Genomic DNA, 16,669 nt, shown 5'->3' with positions numbered 1-16,669 from the left:
CAGAAGTGAAACGCCGTAGCGCCGATGGTAGTGTGGGGCCTCCCCATGCGAGAGTAGGGAACTGCCAGGCATCAAATTGCGATAACCCCGACCTCACGGTCGGGGTTTTTTGCGTTTGGGCGGCAGAAATTCTGCTTCAAATTGCCGCCGTTTTGGCGAATTCCATACGACTTTCCGGGTTGTCCGGCTCTGTTGCGTCCACAATTCCCTCCACGCTTCCAGCCCGAATCGGGTAAACTACCGGCAGTTAAATTCCTTAAGGCCGTCTCATGTCCAGCCAGCAGCACTCTTTAAAACCTTTCAACACCTTTAATCTTGATGCCTTTGCCAAAAACCTTGTTGTGGCGACCACGCCTGAAATGCTATGCACTGCCTGGCAGGAAAGCCAGCGCCTGCAGCAGCCGGCACTGTTGATCGGCGAAGGTAGCAATATCCTGTTTTTACAGGACTTTCAGGGCACAGCCATCGTTAATCGCATCGAAGGCATAGTGGTAAAAGAAGGCGCGGAAGCCTGGCATCTGCATGTTGGCGCCGGGGAAAACTGGCACCGGCTGGTAACGTACACGCTGGAAAACGCGCTGCCCGGTCTGGAGAATATGGCGATGATCCCAGGCTGTACGGGGTCGGCACCTATCCAGAATATCGGTGCTTATGGCGTAGAGCTGAAAGACGTTTGTGAATACGTAGACGTTATGCATTTGGCTACCGGTAAGATCGAGCGATTGACTGCTCAGGCCTGCGAATTCGGTTACCGCGACAGCATTTTCAAGCATCGCTACCAGCATGGCTACGCTATTGTCGCGGTAGGGCTGATCCTCAATAAAAAGTGGCAGCCGATACTGAGCTATGGCGACTTAAACCAGCTTGCGCCGGAAACGGTCACGCCACGACAGGTTTTCGATGCCGTTTGCGAGATGCGTCGCAGCAAGCTGCCCGATCCTGCAGAAACCGGCAATGCCGGTAGCTTTTTCAAAAACCCGGTTATTACCGCAGAGCAGGCGAAAGTTATCGCCGAGGTATGGCCGGATGCGCCACGCTATCCGCAGGCGGACGGCGGCGTTAAGCTGGCTGCGGGCTGGCTAATCGATCGCTGCGATCTTAAAGGGTATGCCGTAGGCGGCGCGGCGGTGCATCAGCGGCAGGCGCTGGTCTTGATCAACAAAGATCGAGCGACCAGTGACGATATTGTGGCGTTGGCGCACGAGGTTCGCCAGCGCGTCGGAGAGAAATTCAACGTCTGGCTTGAGCCAGAGGTGCGCTTTATTGGCGCGAAAGGCGAACAGGATGCCGTTGGAGTGATTGCATGAAAGATCAGACCGTGCCGTTAAAACTTGTCGCCATTCTGGCCGATGGCGAATTTCACTCAGGCGAACAGCTTGGCGAGCAGCTGGGCATGAGCCGCGCCGCTATCAACAAGCATATGCAAACGCTGAAAGAGTGGGGAATTGAAGTCTTTACCGTCACCGGCAGAGGCTACAGCCTGTCGGGGCCAATGCAGCTGCTGAATGAAGAGATAATCGCTTCCCGGCTGGATCAGGGCAGGCTGGCGGTGATCCCGGTGATCGATTCCACCAACCAGTACCTGCTGGACAGAATGGCCACGCTGCAATCCGGTGACGCCTGCGTAGCGGAATATCAGCTGGCCGGGCGCGGTCGACGTGGCCGCCAGTGGTTTTCACCTTTCGGCTCTAACCTCTATCTCTCCATGTACTGGCGTCTGGAACAGGGGCCGCTGGCCGCGATGGGACTGAGTCTGGTGATAGGTATTGTGACGGCAGAAGTCCTGCAGGCGCTGGGCGCCAGCGACGTCAGGGTAAAATGGCCGAACGATCTCTATCTGCACGATCGCAAACTCGCGGGCATCCTTGTCGAACTGACGGGTAAAGCCGGAGATGCGGCAAATATCGTCATCGGCACGGGCATCAATCTGGCGATGCGATCGCCGGATGCCAGCGTGGTCAATCAGGCGTGGATCAATCTGCAGGAAGCCGGCGTCACCGTTGACCGGAATGCGCTTGCCGCCAGCCTGGTCAATAAAACGCGCGAGTCGCTGCAGCTGTTCGAGCGCGAAGGGCTGGCGCCGTTTATCGAACGCTGGAGCAGGCTGGATAACTTTATGGATCGCCCGGTGAAGCTGCTGATTGGCGACAGAGAAATTGCCGGCATCGCCAGAGGCATCGACCAGCAGGGCGGTTTGATTCTGGAGCAGGACGGCGTGCGAAAATCCTGGGTCGGTGGCGAAATCTCACTGCGACCGCAGGATAAATAATCCTCTCAGGCCTGTACACAAGCCAGCGTAACTTTGTTCAACTGCCAATAAGCCGTGCGGCGCGCGTCATAATGCGCGCCTTTAAGGGGGTAAACCGCCAGATCTCCGGTGGCTTTGAACAGCGCAAGCCGCTCCTGAAGCGAAGTTTTTAACAAGATATCGCTGAATTATTATTGGCGCTTACCCGGCTGACGCAGAGCGTTATTCATAGTATTGCGCAGTTAAAAAAACTCACTGAATTACCCAATATTTTCCGCTATCTCTCTTTCTGCTCCTCTCTTATTGTTGATCCTGGCGCCCAAACCGCCATTACGATCCCCCGGCTGCGGTCGGCAAACCGAAAGGAGAGAAACGTGGACTGGCCTAATCAACTCCATCACGTCACACTGGTGATCACCCATAACGTCCTGGCGGGAAAGCAGGCTGACTATGAACGCTGGCTGGACGTCATTATGCCGCAGGCGGCGCGCTATCCCGGCCATCTTGGCGTTAACGTCCTGCGTCCGGCTCACGGCGAGCTGACCTGGACCGTGCTGATCCGCTTCGACAATATGGACAACCTCTGGCGCTGGCTGCAGTCGGACGAACGTAAAGCGCGAACCGCCGAATTACCCGCAATGCTTAGCGGACAGGAACATATTGAAATGCGACCCGGCGCGGCATTCTGGTTTACGCCGGCGACGCCTGCGCGTCCCGCGCCCGCGCGCTGGAAGCAGTATCTGGTCACGCTGGCGGTCATCTTCCCTTCCACCAATCTGGTTCCCTGGTTCTGGAGTACGGTGCTGCCGGGTTTAAAAGGCACGCTGCCGGGCCATCTGCTTAATGACGCCACCGTTGTCGCGCTGGTGGTCTATCTGTGGATGCCGACAATAACGCGGCTGCTGAAAAACTGGCTTAGCCCGCAAGCAAAGCCCCAATCATAATCAGCCGTCACGCGGCCAGCAGACGATCGATGCGGCTGCTTGCACAGGAGTACCACAGTCGGGCGCTCCGATGTTCTCCTTAAACGGCAATCGCGCCAGTTAACCATTTCAAACCGCCCGCCTCAGGCCGTGCCATTCCGCACGGCTTGTTTTCCTTTTGCTGCTGCTGCAAGTGAGATAAGAACGCAGGGACTATGCAAACGGTAACAATTATCGTTATCATACGCATTCAATGAAACAAACAGACACATTCAGGGATGGGTTACAATGGTTGACTCCACTGCGTTGCAGTACAAAAAGCTGGCGATAGTGCTGGCAGGTATTTTAAGCGGCCCCGCTTTGGCCGCAGAAGAACTGAAGGACGACGAGGCGCAAATGGTCGTGACGCGTTCAGCCGAAGAACAGCTGAAGCAGCAGCCGGGCGTATCGGTGATCACCGCTGAGGATATCGCTAAAGATCCGCCGGTCAACGACCTCTCCGATATCATCCGCAAAATGCCCGGCGTCAATCTGACCGGCAACAGCGCCACCGGCAGCCGCGGCAACAATCGCCAGATCGATATTCGCGGCATGGGGCCGGAAAACACGCTGATCCTGATCGACGGCGTACCGACGCTCTCCCGTAATTCGGTGCGCTACAGCTGGCGCGGCGAGCGTGACACACGCGGCGACAGCAACTGGGTGCCGGCGGAAATGGTAGAGAGGATAGAAGTGCTGCGTGGCCCGGCAGCGGCGCGCTACGGCTCCGGCGCGGCGGGCGGCGTGATCAATATCATTACCAAAAGGCCGACCAATGACTGGCACGGTTCGCTGTCGCTGTTTACCAACCAGCCGGAAAACAGCAAGGAAGGCGATACTAAACGCGCCAACTTCAGCCTGAGCGGCCCGTTGGCCGGCGAAGCGCTGACTATGCGGCTATATGGCAATATCAATAAAACCGACGCCGACGCTTATGATATCAACACGGCGCAAAACGGCAGCTACGCCGCCGGTCGTGAAGGCGTCCGCAATAAAGACGTCAACGCGCAGCTCTCATGGAAAGTCACCCCGACGCAAATCGTCGATTTCGATCTCGGCTACAGCCGCCAGGGTAATATCTACGCAGGCGATACGCAGCACAGCAACGGCAATATCAGCATGCTGGTGCCGTCGCTTTACGGTCAGGAAACCAACCGCATGTATCGCCAGACTTATGGGGTAACGCATAACGGCGTCTGGGATTGGGGCCAGTCAAAAGTCGGTTTTTACTACGAGAAAACCAACAACACGCGCCTGCATGAAGGGACAACGGGCCGCGTGGAAGGGATGATCGACAGCGACACCTACGATACCAGCCGTTTGCAGAACTACCGTACCAGCGGCGAACTCACTATTCCGCTGGAAAAATGGCTGGAACAGACGCTGACGCTGGGCGGGGAATGGAACCGCGAAGCGCTGAACGATCCGGCTTCCATGCACGCTACCAGCACTAACGGCGGCACAGGCAGCGGCATAACCGATAATCGCAGCGCCAAAAACAGCGCCGAGCTGAGCGCGCTCTATTTTGAAGACAATATTGAGCCCGTGGTCGGCACCAACCTGATCCCTGGCCTGCGTTTTGATTATCACAGCAAATTTGGCGGTAACTTCAGCCCAAGCCTCAACGTCTCACAGGCGCTGGGCGACTACTTCAAACTGAAAGCGGGTATCGCGCGCGTATTTAAAGCGCCGAACCTTTATCAGTCAACCTCCGGTTATTTACTGAAAACGCGCGGTAACGGTTGTCCGATAGGCATTACCAGCCAGTGTTATTTAATCGGCAATCCGGACCTCGATCCGGAAATCAGTATCAATAAAGAAATTGGTCTGGAATTTAATAACGAAGGCTATGCCGCTGGCGTCACTTATTTCCGCAACGATTATAAAAATAAAATCGTTTCGGGCACGGAGGTCATTGGCCGCACTTCGGACAATTACAACGTGCTGCGCTGGGAAAACGGCGGCAAAGCGCTGGTGGAAGGGCTGGAAGGCAATCTGACTATTCCGGTGATTAAAGACAAACTGGACTGGCGCACCAATGCCACCTATATGATCACCTCGGAAAATAAAGATACCGGCAATCCGCTGTCGATTATTCCGGAATATACCATTAACACTATGCTGGATTATCAGCTGACCGATAAGCTTTCCACCAATCTAAACTGGACTTTCTACGGCAGGCAAAAACCCCGCCAGTACGCGGAAATCAATACGGAAAAAGCGGGGCTTTCTGATAAGGAAGTTGGCGCTTACTCCATTGTCGGCATCGGCGCTAATTATCAGGTAGTGAAAGATGTGCAGCTAAAAGCGGGCATCAGCAACCTGTTTGACAAGCGTCTCTATCGCGAAAATGAAGGCGCTTCGACCTACAACGAACCGGGTCGCGCTTATTATGCGGGCGTCACGCTGTCGTTTTAACGGCAGTCACAGCGACGAAATCCTTATTTAAGCCAGCTTCGGCTGGCTGTTATTTCCCGGCGCCGCTGGTGGTTAATCGCGTACGCGGCCGCCCCATTCGTTTTTTATTTTGAATTTCTCTTTTCTCCTGTGTTGCCCTCTCCGCGTAACTATAAGCGTGCCTATACTGCCCTCAATATCCTCAGGAAATTTTCGGATAAACCTGCCAAAAAGGGGCGCCAGCTATGGCAAAAATCGTAAGGCTTATCGGTTCTCGTCGTTTTCTCGCTGTGCTGGCGGGCTGCGGACTTTTGCTGGTCGTCTTTTTCCTCGCCTGCCGCTTATTCAGCGGCATGGCCGCCGAAAAGGTCTTTCCCGATCTGGCGCAACCGGAAGAGACGGAAGCGCCCGCCACCTTTACTACTTACCGCGCTTCGCTGGCTACCGAAGCGATAATAGGCGGCCAGGGCACCGGACTGAACTGCTCTATTCCAGCGCTGCTGGCGAAGGTCGCGTTCAAGCCCGCGCAAGACGGCTCCGCTATCGCTTTGCGCTTTCGCCAGGCCTGCGTCATGCACGACCTTTGCTACCGCCACGGCTACGCGACTTACGGTTATACCCAGGCGGACTGCGACAGCCAGCTGCAGCAGTCCGCCTACCGTTTATGTCGCCAGATCAACCGTCAGGGAAATTCTCAGGATCCGCTGTCGGCCTATGCGGCGTGCGAGCACGAAGCCAAAGAGGTGCTGCTGGGCGTAACGCTTGGCGGCGCAGGCTCTTTCCACAGCAGACGAAGCTCCACTTATTTTGAGTACGATCCGCAGCCGGCAAAAGCCGATGACTATATCGTGGGCCGCGCCGTGCCGCAGGCGACCGTCAGCGATCCGGGCAGGGATTTCGGCGTCCGCACCTTTTACTTCCGGCGCAACAGCGTAAAAATGCGCGTGTTGGCAACAAGGCCGGAGAGCGGCAGCGTCACTCCGCTACCTTTCCCCAACTCGCTGATAGCTACGCCGCCCATTTTAACTGGCACGATGGAAGGCGAGCCGCTGCCGCCGCTGATTTCGCTGGCCCGCAGCACGCTGAGCGACACCAGCGTTCATTTAATCCCTTTTGCTATCGCTTCTACGCAAAAGGCAAGCCATCAGCTGACTTTCCCTGGCTGCCCGACAGGCGCGCCTGACGCTTGTATGCTGGACGCGGATGCCTCTATCAATAAGTTCGCGCTGATTGACGACACGCCAACGCTGGTTTCGCTGACCCATCGCGGCGTGCTGAGCAGCAATAAAACCACGGTAAAAATCACCCAGAACGCCTTTTTACAGAGTGAAAACCGCAGGCCCATGAGCGATTACGCCCTTAGCGGCCCGCAGACTTCCATCCATAACCAGTACCGCTTTTTGTCGCACGATATGCTGCTGGAGCGGGATAACGCCGGTCGCGTAACGCACGCGCTGGCGTTTGCTCGCGGCGTGGCGGTTTCGCCAGACGGCAGGCGGTTTATGCGTGATGACAGCGGAGAAAACTATGCCGTGCGCGTGGCGGTAGCGCGGCAACAACTGGGTAACGGCCATACGGGAGAAATCCAGCGCTTTCTGTTAAACGCGGCGGAAACGGATGAGCCGCTGTCAGCGGTACGGCTGGGAAAAGCGCAGGGCGCGGCGCTGCTTGGTCTGGCATGGTCGGCTGAGGATTTACCGCGGATAGAGAACGGCAAACCGGCAAAGCGTCCGCCGCTGATTAAGCTCTGGCGCCTGCCGCAGGACGGCTCATCGCCAGCGCCGACGCCGCAGGTCTTAAGCGTTCCCGTCCCTTTGCCCAACGGCTATATCAGCCTGCCGCCGATTATCGCCCGTATCAGCAGCCAGGATGCGCCGCTGATGATACTGACCCGCGTTGCGCCGGATCGCTGGCAGGATACGGCTGACGAGACGGCAAGCCGCGTCAAAACCGACACGCTGGCGATCGACTTCTTTATCACTTCACTGCTTAGCCAGCCTGATGGAAAAACCTATTTTGCCCACAGCTATCAGTTGCGCTGCGAGGTGAGCCTGGATAAACAGCTGCAGTCTCGCGAGGCGAGTTCGCTAAGGCAGCGCGCCTACCGTATTCGCTATGGGCGCTATAACCCGACGCTGGAGGCGCAAAACCCTGCCTGGCATCTGAACCTGATCAAATCTGAACTGGCGCGACGCTGGCGCATGAGCCAGCCGATTGTCGCGGAACGGCAACTGAAGGACGGCCCGGCGATGGCGTTGACGATGGTGTTTAACGGCTTTCCGGCCATGTCGTTTCAGGCGCTGCTGAAGGCGGAGCACGGTGAGCTGAGCTATCTGCCGGCGGATACGTTGCCAGGCTTTATCAACGGCTGCTCGCTAAAGGCGATGCCGTTGAAAGCGTAATAAAAAAGGGCCAGCGATAGCTGACCCTTTCAGACGGCAGGTAAACCTGAGGCGATGAGAGCCAGTGACTGAAGTAAAGCATCACGGGCCATGGACGGCCCGTGCTGAGCTGCCAGGGAGGGCGTTTTTTGCGTCTTTACGGAAGGCGCTGGCTCTCTGAGCCTGCACCTTGTCACCAACTTCAAAGGGCCAGCGCTAGCTGACCCTTTTCTCAGGCGACACGCGCTTAGCGCATGGTGACAAACTCTTCCGCGCCGGTCGGGTGAATAGCCACGGTGTTGTCGAAGTCTTTCTTGGTTGCGCCCATTTTCAGCGCCACCGCGAAGCCCTGCAGCATTTCGTCCATACCGTAGCCGATGCCATGAATGCCGACGATCTTCTCATCTTTGCCCACGCAAACCAGCTTCATGCGGCACGGCTGGCGATGCTGCGTCACGGCGGTATACATGGCGGTGAAAGCGGATTTGTACACTTTCACTTCCTCATCGCCATATTTTTCGCGCGCTTCCGGCTCGCTCAGGCCAACGGTGCCGATTGGCGGATGGCTGAAGACCACGGTCGGCACGTTGCTGTAGTCCAGATGCTCGTCCGGCTTGTTGTTAAACAGGCGCTCGGACAGACGACGTCCCGCCGCGACGGCAACAGGCGTCAGCTCAACCGCGCCGGTGTTGTCGCCGACGGCGTAAATACCTTTCACGTTGGTATTCTGATACTTATCAACCTGAATATAGCCTTTCTCGTTCAGCTCAACGCCGGTGACGCTCAGGTTCAGATTATCGGTTTCCGGCTCACGGCCAATCGCCCACACCAGGCAATCCACGGTCTGCTCTTTGCCGTTTTCCAACTGCAGCGTCAGGCTGCCGTCGGCATTTTTAATCACCGCTTTCGGAATCGATTCGGTATGCAGCGTTGGGCCTTCCGCATTCATCACTTCCACCAGCGTATCCACGATCAGCGGATCGAAGGTGCGCAGCGGCGCGTGCTTACGCACGAACAGGTGCGTTTCGGAACCCAGCGCGTTCACCACGCCAGCGATCTCAACGGCAATATAGCCAGCGCCAACTACGGCGGTGCGTTTTGGCAGCGCGTCCAGATCGAAGAAACCGTCGGAGTCGATACCGTATTCCGCGCCTGGAATGGACGGATGGCTCGGACGACCACCGGTCGCGATCAGAATATGATCTGCAGTGATCTTCTCGCCGTTCACTTCAACCGTATGCGCGTCGACAAAACGAGCGAACCCTTTGATAACATCGACATTGTTTTTACCCAGCACGTTGTCGTACGAGGTATGGATACGATCGATATAGGCGCTACGGTTCTTAACCAGCGTCGCCCAGTCAAAGCTGTTGACGGTGGTGTTAAAGCCGTAGTCAGGGCCGTACTGGTGGATAGCCTCGGCGATCTGCGCCGCATGCCACATCACTTTTTTCGGCACGCAGCCAACGTTCACACAGGTGCCGCCGAGGTCTTTCGCCTCGATCAGCGCGCATTTCTGGCCATACATAGCCGCGCGATTAATGGAAGCGATGCCGCCGCTGCCGCCGCCGATAGCAAGGTAGTCATAATGTCTGGTCATCGAAAGAGTTCCATAAGTGTCAAATAAACTGCGCCTAGTGTAACGCCAGTCGGCTAAATGCCGCAAAGTTTGCGTCTATGATTGTGATAGGGCGGGCGCGTTAAAATCGGTCATAATCGGCGCTAAACGTGATTAACGTCGCTATTTTTAGCGGCTATATCGGCAAAAGAGAGACGAAATGGAACTGCTTTTTTTAGGTACCGGCGCTGGCACGCCCAGCCGCCAGCGCAACGTCACCAGCATCGCTTTAAACCTGCAGGGCGTGCGCAGCGGCAGCTGGCTGTTTGACTGCGGCGAAGGCACTCAGCACCAGATTATGCGCAGCGCGACGAAACCGGGCAAACTGGAAAAAATCTTTATTACTCATCTTCACGGCGACCATATCTTCGGCCTGCCGGGCTTGCTGACCAGCCGCTCGATGAACGGCATCAGCGACGGCATCACGCTCTATGGGCCGCCGGGCATTAAAACCTTTGTCGAGATGTCGCTCAGCCTGAGCGGTTCCTGGCTGACCTTCCCGCTGGAGATTGTGGAAATTGGCGCGGGCGAAGTTTTCAGCGACGAACACTTTCGCGTTACGGCTTATCCACTGACCCATCCGGTGGAATGCTACGGGTTTCGTATCGAGGAACATGACAAGCCGGGCGCGCTGGACGCGGAGCGGCTGCTGGCGGACGGCGTCAGGCCAGGCCGACTTTTTCAGCAGTTGAAGCAGGGGAAAACGGTCACGATGGAGGATGGCCGGGTAGTGAACGGTCGCGACTATCTCGGCCCGGCGCTCAAAGGGCTGACGCTGGCGATATTTGGCGATACCGCGCCGACGGCGGCGGCGCAGGCGCTGGCCGCCAATGCCGACGTTGTCGTGCATGAAGCGACGCTGGAAGCCGCCATGGAGGAGAAAGCCAACAGCCGCGGACACTCGTCTACGGTGCAGGCGGCGACAATGGCGAAAGCGGCGGGAGCGAAAAAACTGATTATCACGCACCTCAGCTCGCGCTACCTGCGTGAGGATACGGAGCGGCTGCTGGCGGAGTGCCGGGAAATCTTTCCCGCTACGGAAATGGCCCACGATTTCGCGCTGTTTCCGCTGTAGCCGCCGCTGGTGAGTCGGTCGGACAGAGCATCCGACCGGCGCGATTACTCCGGCACGATCCAGCTGACTTTGGTATGGCCGGTACCTGCGGGCACCAGCTGCTTGTGCAGCCACGGCAGCACGTTGTTCATCTGCTGCTCCAGTTTCCACGGCGGATTAATGACGATCATGCCGGAAGCGGTCATACCGCGCTGATCGCTGTCCGGACGTACCGCCAGTTCAATCTGCAGAATGCGGCGGATGCCGGTGGCTTCCAGGTCGGCTACCATGCGCTTGATCTGCTGGCGCAGTACCACCGGATACCAGAGTGCGAAGACGCCGGTACCAAAGCGCTTGTAGCCTTCCTGAATGCCTTTTACCACCGCCTGATAGTCGCTCTTGATCTCATAAGGCGGATCGATCAGTACCAGTCCGCGACGCGACAGCGGCGGCAGTTTGGCTTTCAGCTGCTGATAACCGTCGGCTTTTTCCGTGCGCGCGCGATCGTCCTTCGAGAACTCGTTACGCAGCAGCGGAAAATCGCTCGGATGCAGCTCGGTCAGGTTCAGCTTGTCGTAGGGACGCAGCAGATGACGGGCAATCAGCGGCGAGCCGGGATAGTAGCGCAGCTTGCCGTTGGGATTCAGCGCTCTGACGCAGGAGAGATAGCTTTCCAGCTCCGCCGGCGCGTCGTCCTGCTGCCAGATACGAGCGATCCCTTCCAGATACTCGCCGGTACGTTCGGCATGCTCGCCGCTCAGCTGATAGCGCCCGGCGCCCGCATGGGTATCGAGATAGAGGTAAGGTTTATCTTTCTCGTTGAGCGCTTCGATAATCAGGCTCTGAACGGTGTGTTTGAGAACATCGGCGTGGTTGCCGGCGTGAAAACTGTGGCGATAACTCAGCATGTCGTGGGATCTGTCCGGTGGGAGAAAAGCAAGTGTGCCGCCTGAACGGCACGAGTTCGGCCTAGTATAACGCTCCGGCGGAAAAAATGCGCTATACGGCTTGCCAGAAGGGATAAGTAAAAAACAGCAGATGCATCAGGTTAAAGGCGAAGTGAAACAGCGTGGAGATCCAAACGCGTCCGCTCCACAGCCAGGCCAGACCGTAAATCACGCCGGCCAGCATGGCGAAACAGACCAGCAGCGCGCCGCCAGCGAAATGCGCCAGGCCGAACAGCACGGCGGCAATCGCCAGTCCCCAAAGATTGCCGAGTCGCTGGCTCAGGCGCTGCTGCAGCCAGCCGCGAAACAGCGTCTCCTCCGCCAGCGAGACAAAAAACAGATTAGCCAGCATAAAAGAGCCGAGCCACGCGGGATGATGCGACTCCACGCGCAGGCCGCCAGCCAGCGTCGCCGCCAGCAGCAGCAGCGGGATGGAAAGCAGCAGCACCAGCCACCAGAGGCGATTGGCGGGCGGCGCGGCCTGGCGCTTCAGCAGCGTCGGCAGCGCGCCCAGCAGGACGAAAGGGATTAGCGCCTTATCGAAGTTGTAACAGAAAGAGAAGGGCGCGCTCTCCGGCCCGGCTTTGACCCCGGAAGCTATCGCCAGATTCTGGAAACCCGGCAGCAGATGCAGCGCCAGCGCCGCCGCAATGCAGACCAGAAAAGCTTCCGCCGCTACGGTCAGCGCGCCCTGCCGTCGCCAACAGAAGATCGCCACAGCGCCTGTCGCCGCCAGCGCCGCAATCGCCGGCAGCTGCAAAGTATGATTACTGATGGCCAGCAGCAGCGAGACGGCCAGCAGACTCAGCGCGACGCGGCGGTAAAAAGGCAGAAAGAACAACGATGCGGCAAGGCAGTACCACATAAAAAGACGCTCCCTGTTAAGCAATAAAATAAATCGCGGCAAAAGTATGCTCCCGCCGCGCTTTGCAGGCAATTCCCTTTTCGGCGCTCGCCGTTGCCCCATTGATTTTCGCTACACTTAGCCTCATGTTAGCTTAATCGCGCGCGGCAACGCGCCTCATACATCGATAACAAGGACTGCGCTATGACCAATCCGTTGCTGACTTCTTTTACGCTTCCCCCTTTTTCCGCTATTGAGCCAGAGCACGTGGTGCCGGCTGTTACCGCCGCGCTGGCGGATTGCCGCGCGGCCGTTGAAAAGGCTGTCGCCCAGGGCGCGCCTTACAGCTGGGAAAACCTGGTGCAGCCGCTTTCGGAAGCTGACGATCGCCTGAGCCGTCTCTTCTCGCCGGTCAGCCATCTTAACTCGGTAAAAAACAGCCCGGAGCTGCGTCAGGCCTATGAGCAGACGCTGCCGCTGCTCTCCGAATACAGCACCTGGGTCGGCCAGCACGAAGGACTTTACCAGGCGTACCGCAACCTGAAAGAGAACAGCTACGCCCAGCTTAGCGAGCCGCAGAAGAAAGCGGTGGATAACGCGCTGCGCGACTTCGAGCTTTCCGGTATCGGCCTCTCTAAAGAGAAGCAGAAACGCTATGGCGAAATCGCCGCGCGCCTTTCCGAGCTGGGTTCGACCTACAGCAACAACGTGCTTGACGCCACGATGGGCTGGAGCAAGCTGATTACCGACGAAAGCGAGCTGGCGGGCATGCCGGAGAGCGCGCTGGCCGCCGCCAAAGCGCAGGCGGAAGCCAAAGAGCAAGAGGGCTGGCTGCTGACGCTGGATATTCCAAGCTATCTGCCGGTAATGACCTACTGCGACAACCAGGCGCTGCGTGAAGAGATGTACCGCGCTTACTCCACTCGCGCTTCCGATCAGGGGCCGAACGCCGGCAAATGGGATAACAGCGAAGTGATGGCGGAAACGCTGGCGCTGCGTCACGAGCTGGCTCAGCTGCTGGGCTTCTCTTCCTATGCCGAAAAATCCCTGGCGACCAAAATGGCCGAAAACCCGGCGCAGGTTACCGACTTCCTGACCGATCTGGCTAAGCGCGCCCGTCCGCAGGCGGAAAAAGAGCTGGAGCAGCTGCGCGCCTTCGCCAAAAAAGAGCACGGCATTGACGAGCTGAATCCGTGGGATCTGACTTACTACGGCGAAAAGCAGAAGCAGCATCTCTACGCCATCAGCGACGAGCAGCTGCGCCCTTACTTCCCGGAAGAGCGCGCGGTCAACGGCCTGTTCGAAGTGGTGAAACGCATTTACGGCATTACCGCCAAAGAGCGCAAAGATGTGGATGTCTACCATCCGGACGTGCGCTTCTTCGATCTGTTTGACGAAAGCGGCGAGCTGCGCGGCAGCTTCTATCTGGATCTCTACGCGCGTGAAAACAAACGCGGCGGCGCGTGGATGGACGATTGCGTCGGCCAGATGCGCCGCGCCGACGGCTCGCTGCAGAAGCCGGTCGCCTATCTCACCTGCAACTTCAACCGTCCGCTGAACGGCAAGCCCGCGCTGTTCACCCATGACGAAGTGACTACGCTGTTCCACGAGTTCGGTCATGGCCTGCACCATATGCTGACCCGCATCGAAACGCCGGGGGTTTCCGGTATCAACGGCGTGCCGTGGGACGCGGTTGAGCTGCCAAGCCAGTTTATGGAAAACTGGTGCTGGGAGCCGGAAGCGCTGGCCTTTATCTCCGGCCACTATGAAACCGGCGAGCCGCTGCCTCAGGCGCTGCTGGATAAAATGCTGGCGGCGAAAAACTATCAGGCTGCGCTGTTTATCCTGCGTCAGCTGGAGTTCGGCCTGTTCGATTTCCGCCTGCACGCCGAGTTCGATCCGGCCAAAGGCGCGCAGATCCTGGAGATGCTGAAAGAGATTAAAAAGCTGGTGGCCGTGGTGCCGAGCCCGTCATGGGGACGCTTCCCGCACGCCTTCAGCCATATCTTTGCGGGCGGTTACGCGGCGGGCTACTACAGCTATCTGTGGGCGGACGTGCTGGCGGCGGATGCTTATTCGCGCTTCGAAGAAGAGGGGATCTTCAATCGCGAGACGGGCCAGTCATTCCTGGACAATATCCTGACGCGCGGCGGTTCCGAAGAGCCGATGGCGCTGTTCAAACGCTTCCGCGGTCGCGAGCCGCAGCTGGACGCGATGCTGGCGCACTATGGCATCCAGGAACAGGCTGCGTGAAGATCTGTTTAGTCGATGAAGCGGGCGCCGGAGACGGCGCCTTATCTCTTTTGGCCGCGCGCTGGCGGCTGGAGCACGACGAAGAAGCGCCGATGGCGCTGGTGATGACGGCGGAGCGTCTGGAGCTGCGCAAGCGAGACGAGCCGAAGCTGGGCGGTATTTTTGTGGATTTCGTCGAGGGCGCGATGGCGCATCGTCGGCGCTTTGGCGGCGGCCGCGGCGAAGCCGTAGCGAAGGCGGTCGGCATCAAAGGCGACTATCTGCCTGCCGTTGTCGACGCCACGGCGGGCCTGGGACGCGACGCCTTTGTGCTGGCCTCGCTGGGCTGCCGCGTGCAGATGCTGGAGCGACATCCGGTGGTCGCGGCGCTGCTGGACGATGGCCTGCAGCGCGGCTATCGCGACGCGGAAATCGGCGGCTGGCTGCAGGCGCGGCTGACGCTACTGCACGCTTCCAGCCTGGAGGCGCTCACGGCCATCAGCGATAAGCCCGATGTGGTCTATCTCGATCCCATGTATCCGCACCGGCAGAAAAGCGCGCTGGTCAAAAAAGAGATGCGGGTGTTTCAGTCGCTGGTGGGCGCGGACGATGATGCAGACGGGCTGCTGGAGCCTGCGAGGCGTCTGGCGAAAAAGCGCGTGGTGGTAAAACGTCCCGATTACGCGCCGCCGCTGGCTGGCGTGGTTACGCAATCTGCGGTAGTGACCAAAAGTCATCGGTTTGATATCTATCCGCCGCTGAACGCGCAGTAACGTATCATCGGACGGTAAAAAGCCGCTTGCGCCAGACTGGCGAAGCGGCTTTTTTATGGCCCGCGGAAAGCCCGGGCAGTTAGTTCTCTTCTTCGTCGCGCAGCGGCACGATCAGCATATCGATATGCACGGTATTGATCAGCTGACGAGCGGAGGACATCAGCTTGCTCCAGAAATCCTGATGATGGCCGCAGACCACCAGATCCACATCATAGCGCTTGATGGCGTCCACCAGCACCTGACCCAGGTCGCCGCTGCCGCTGAGGGTTTCGGCGATCGGATAGCCCGCGCTGGCGGAAATATCGGAAAGCGCGGTGTGGGTTTCTTCGGAAATCCTTTTTTGCATATCGCCGAGGTTAACGTCGATCAGGCCGGTATAAAGATCGGAGTAATTAACGTCAACGTGGATCAGCGACACTTTAGCGTCGTAAGGGCGAGCCATCGAAACCGCTTTAGCGACCAGCAGTTTGCTTTCTGGTGAAAGATCCACGGCAATCAGAATGTGTTTGTAAGACATAACGCTACTCCTTCCATTCGGTGCGGCTGCGTATTCGCAGGCAGTCTGGCATCATAACACATTGAATTAATGCGATGTGGCAGGGTTTTCAGCGCCTGACATAGCGCCTTTATTATCACCTTAGTATAGCGAAAATTGTTAACAAATCCCGACCAGCGCCTCACCTTTGCGAGCGAGATCAACATGCGTTTCGCGCTGTTTTTTATCCTGGCGGTTGCGGCGCTGGTAAAAAATTCACCTCATCTCCTAAACTGAAGAGAATAAAAACGCTGAGCGGCGCCTTGTCGCTATCGCAGCCTGGGGTTGGCTTAACTCTGCGCAGGCTGGCAGAGTCTCGTCGTGGAGGGGAGCATGATTAGCACGATTGCACTTTTTTGGGCGCTTTGCGTGGTTTGTCTGGTGAATATGGCGCGCTATTTCTCTTCCCTGCGTGCTTTACTGGTAGTCCTTCGTGGCTGCGATCCTTTGCTCTATCAGTATGTCGACGGCGCGGGCTTTTTTACCTCGCACGGGCAGCCGGGGAAACAGGTGCGGCTGGTGCGCTACATCTGGCTGCAGCGCTATCGCGACCATCATGACGAAGAATTTATTCGGCGCTGTGAGCGGGTGCGTGGTCAGTTCCTGCTGACCAGCTCGCTGTGTGGACTGGTTTTTATCAGCCTGATCGGCCTGCTTATCTGGCATTAGGCGAAAAAA

General features: G+C 57.8%; 13 protein-coding genes. 9 read left to right on the top strand and 4 right to left on the bottom strand.

Annotation, left to right across the window (positions count from 1 at the left end; genetic code table 11):
• Window positions 1-269 precede the first annotated feature (269 nt).
• The 5 genes from murB to MKZ79_RS20050 all read left to right on the top strand — a co-directional run bounded on the left by murB (window position 270) and on the right by MKZ79_RS20050 (window position 8,009).
• Window positions 270-1,307 carry a UDP-N-acetylmuramate dehydrogenase gene (murB, locus tag MKZ79_RS20070; RefSeq protein WP_336144384.1) on the top strand — a complete coding sequence of 346 codons (1,038 nt, stop codon included), beginning with the start codon at window positions 270-272 and terminating at the stop codon, window positions 1,305-1,307.
• Entirely contained in the window at window positions 1,304-2,269 is a 966-nt protein-coding gene (gene birA / locus MKZ79_RS20065; protein WP_336144383.1) for a bifunctional biotin--[acetyl-CoA-carboxylase] ligase/biotin operon repressor BirA, read from the top strand. Before murB ends, birA begins: the two co-directional genes overlap by 4 nt.
• 353 nt (window positions 2,270-2,622) lie before the next feature.
• Window positions 2,623-3,192 carry an antibiotic biosynthesis monooxygenase gene (locus MKZ79_RS20060; RefSeq protein ID WP_336144382.1) on the top strand — a complete coding sequence of 190 codons (570 nt, stop codon included), beginning with the start codon at window positions 2,623-2,625 and terminating at the stop codon, window positions 3,190-3,192.
• A 267-nt stretch (window positions 3,193-3,459) separates the two neighbouring features.
• Window positions 3,460-5,628, top strand: coding sequence for a TonB-dependent siderophore receptor (locus MKZ79_RS20055; protein WP_336144381.1), 2,169 nt, complete (start codon window positions 3,460-3,462; stop codon window positions 5,626-5,628).
• 224 nt (window positions 5,629-5,852) lie between these two features.
• On the top strand, window positions 5,853-8,009 hold the full coding sequence (locus MKZ79_RS20050) for a hypothetical protein (protein ID WP_336144380.1): 2,157 nt from the start codon (window positions 5,853-5,855) through the stop codon (window positions 8,007-8,009).
• 226 nt (window positions 8,010-8,235) lie between these two features.
• On the opposite strand, the gene gorA is transcribed toward MKZ79_RS20050, so the two are convergent.
• A complete protein-coding gene (gene gorA, locus MKZ79_RS20045) occupies window positions 8,236-9,588 on the bottom strand; it encodes a glutathione-disulfide reductase (RefSeq protein WP_336144379.1) in 1,353 nt (450 codons plus the stop codon).
• A gap of 178 nt (window positions 9,589-9,766) precedes the next feature.
• On the opposite strand from gorA, the gene rnz reads away from it, so the two are divergent.
• The gene (gene rnz, locus MKZ79_RS20040; RefSeq protein WP_336144378.1) at window positions 9,767-10,681 is read left to right on the top strand and encodes a ribonuclease Z; all 915 of its coding nucleotides are present in this window, start codon (window positions 9,767-9,769) and stop codon (window positions 10,679-10,681) included.
• Between the two features lie 44 nt (window positions 10,682-10,725).
• Here the strand turns inward: rnz and MKZ79_RS20035 are convergent, their stop codons facing one another.
• Together MKZ79_RS20035 and MKZ79_RS20030 are read right to left on the bottom strand one after the other, a co-directional pair.
• The gene (locus tag MKZ79_RS20035; protein WP_336144377.1) at window positions 10,726-11,568 is read right to left on the bottom strand and encodes a 23S rRNA (adenine(2030)-N(6))-methyltransferase RlmJ; all 843 of its coding nucleotides are present in this window, start codon (window positions 11,566-11,568) and stop codon (window positions 10,726-10,728) included.
• 91 nt (window positions 11,569-11,659) lie between these two features.
• Window positions 11,660-12,472: a CPBP family intramembrane glutamic endopeptidase gene (locus MKZ79_RS20030; RefSeq protein WP_336144376.1), complete on the bottom strand. Its 813-nt coding sequence runs from the start codon at window positions 12,470-12,472 to the stop codon at window positions 11,660-11,662.
• Window positions 12,473-12,655: 183 nt separating this feature from the next.
• On the opposite strand from MKZ79_RS20030, the gene prlC reads away from it, so the two are divergent.
• Window positions 12,656-14,704 (top strand): oligopeptidase A, encoded by a 2,049-nt coding sequence (prlC, locus tag MKZ79_RS20025; protein ID WP_336144375.1) that lies wholly within the window; start codon window positions 12,656-12,658, stop codon window positions 14,702-14,704.
• Entirely contained in the window at window positions 14,701-15,456 is a 756-nt protein-coding gene (gene rsmJ / locus MKZ79_RS20020) for a 16S rRNA (guanine(1516)-N(2))-methyltransferase RsmJ (protein WP_336144374.1), read from the top strand. Before prlC ends, rsmJ begins: the two co-directional genes overlap by 4 nt.
• Before the next feature lie 79 nt (window positions 15,457-15,535).
• Here the strand turns inward: rsmJ and uspA are convergent, their stop codons facing one another.
• Window positions 15,536-15,973 carry a universal stress protein UspA gene (uspA, locus tag MKZ79_RS20015; protein ID WP_336144373.1) on the bottom strand — a complete coding sequence of 146 codons (438 nt, stop codon included), beginning with the start codon at window positions 15,971-15,973 and terminating at the stop codon, window positions 15,536-15,538.
• A 351-nt stretch (window positions 15,974-16,324) separates the two neighbouring features.
• On the opposite strand from uspA, the gene uspB reads away from it, so the two are divergent.
• The gene (gene uspB / locus MKZ79_RS20010; protein WP_336144372.1) at window positions 16,325-16,660 is read left to right on the top strand and encodes a universal stress protein UspB; all 336 of its coding nucleotides are present in this window, start codon (window positions 16,325-16,327) and stop codon (window positions 16,658-16,660) included.
• The last annotated feature ends 9 nt before the right edge of the window (window positions 16,661-16,669 follow it).

The organism is Erwinia sp. CGal63, from assembly GCF_037026505.1.
Lineage (GTDB): Bacteria > Pseudomonadota > Gammaproteobacteria > Enterobacterales > Enterobacteriaceae > Erwinia.
The sequence above is the reverse complement of the archived record's forward strand: the minus strand, read 5'-3'. Positions and strand labels throughout refer to the sequence as shown.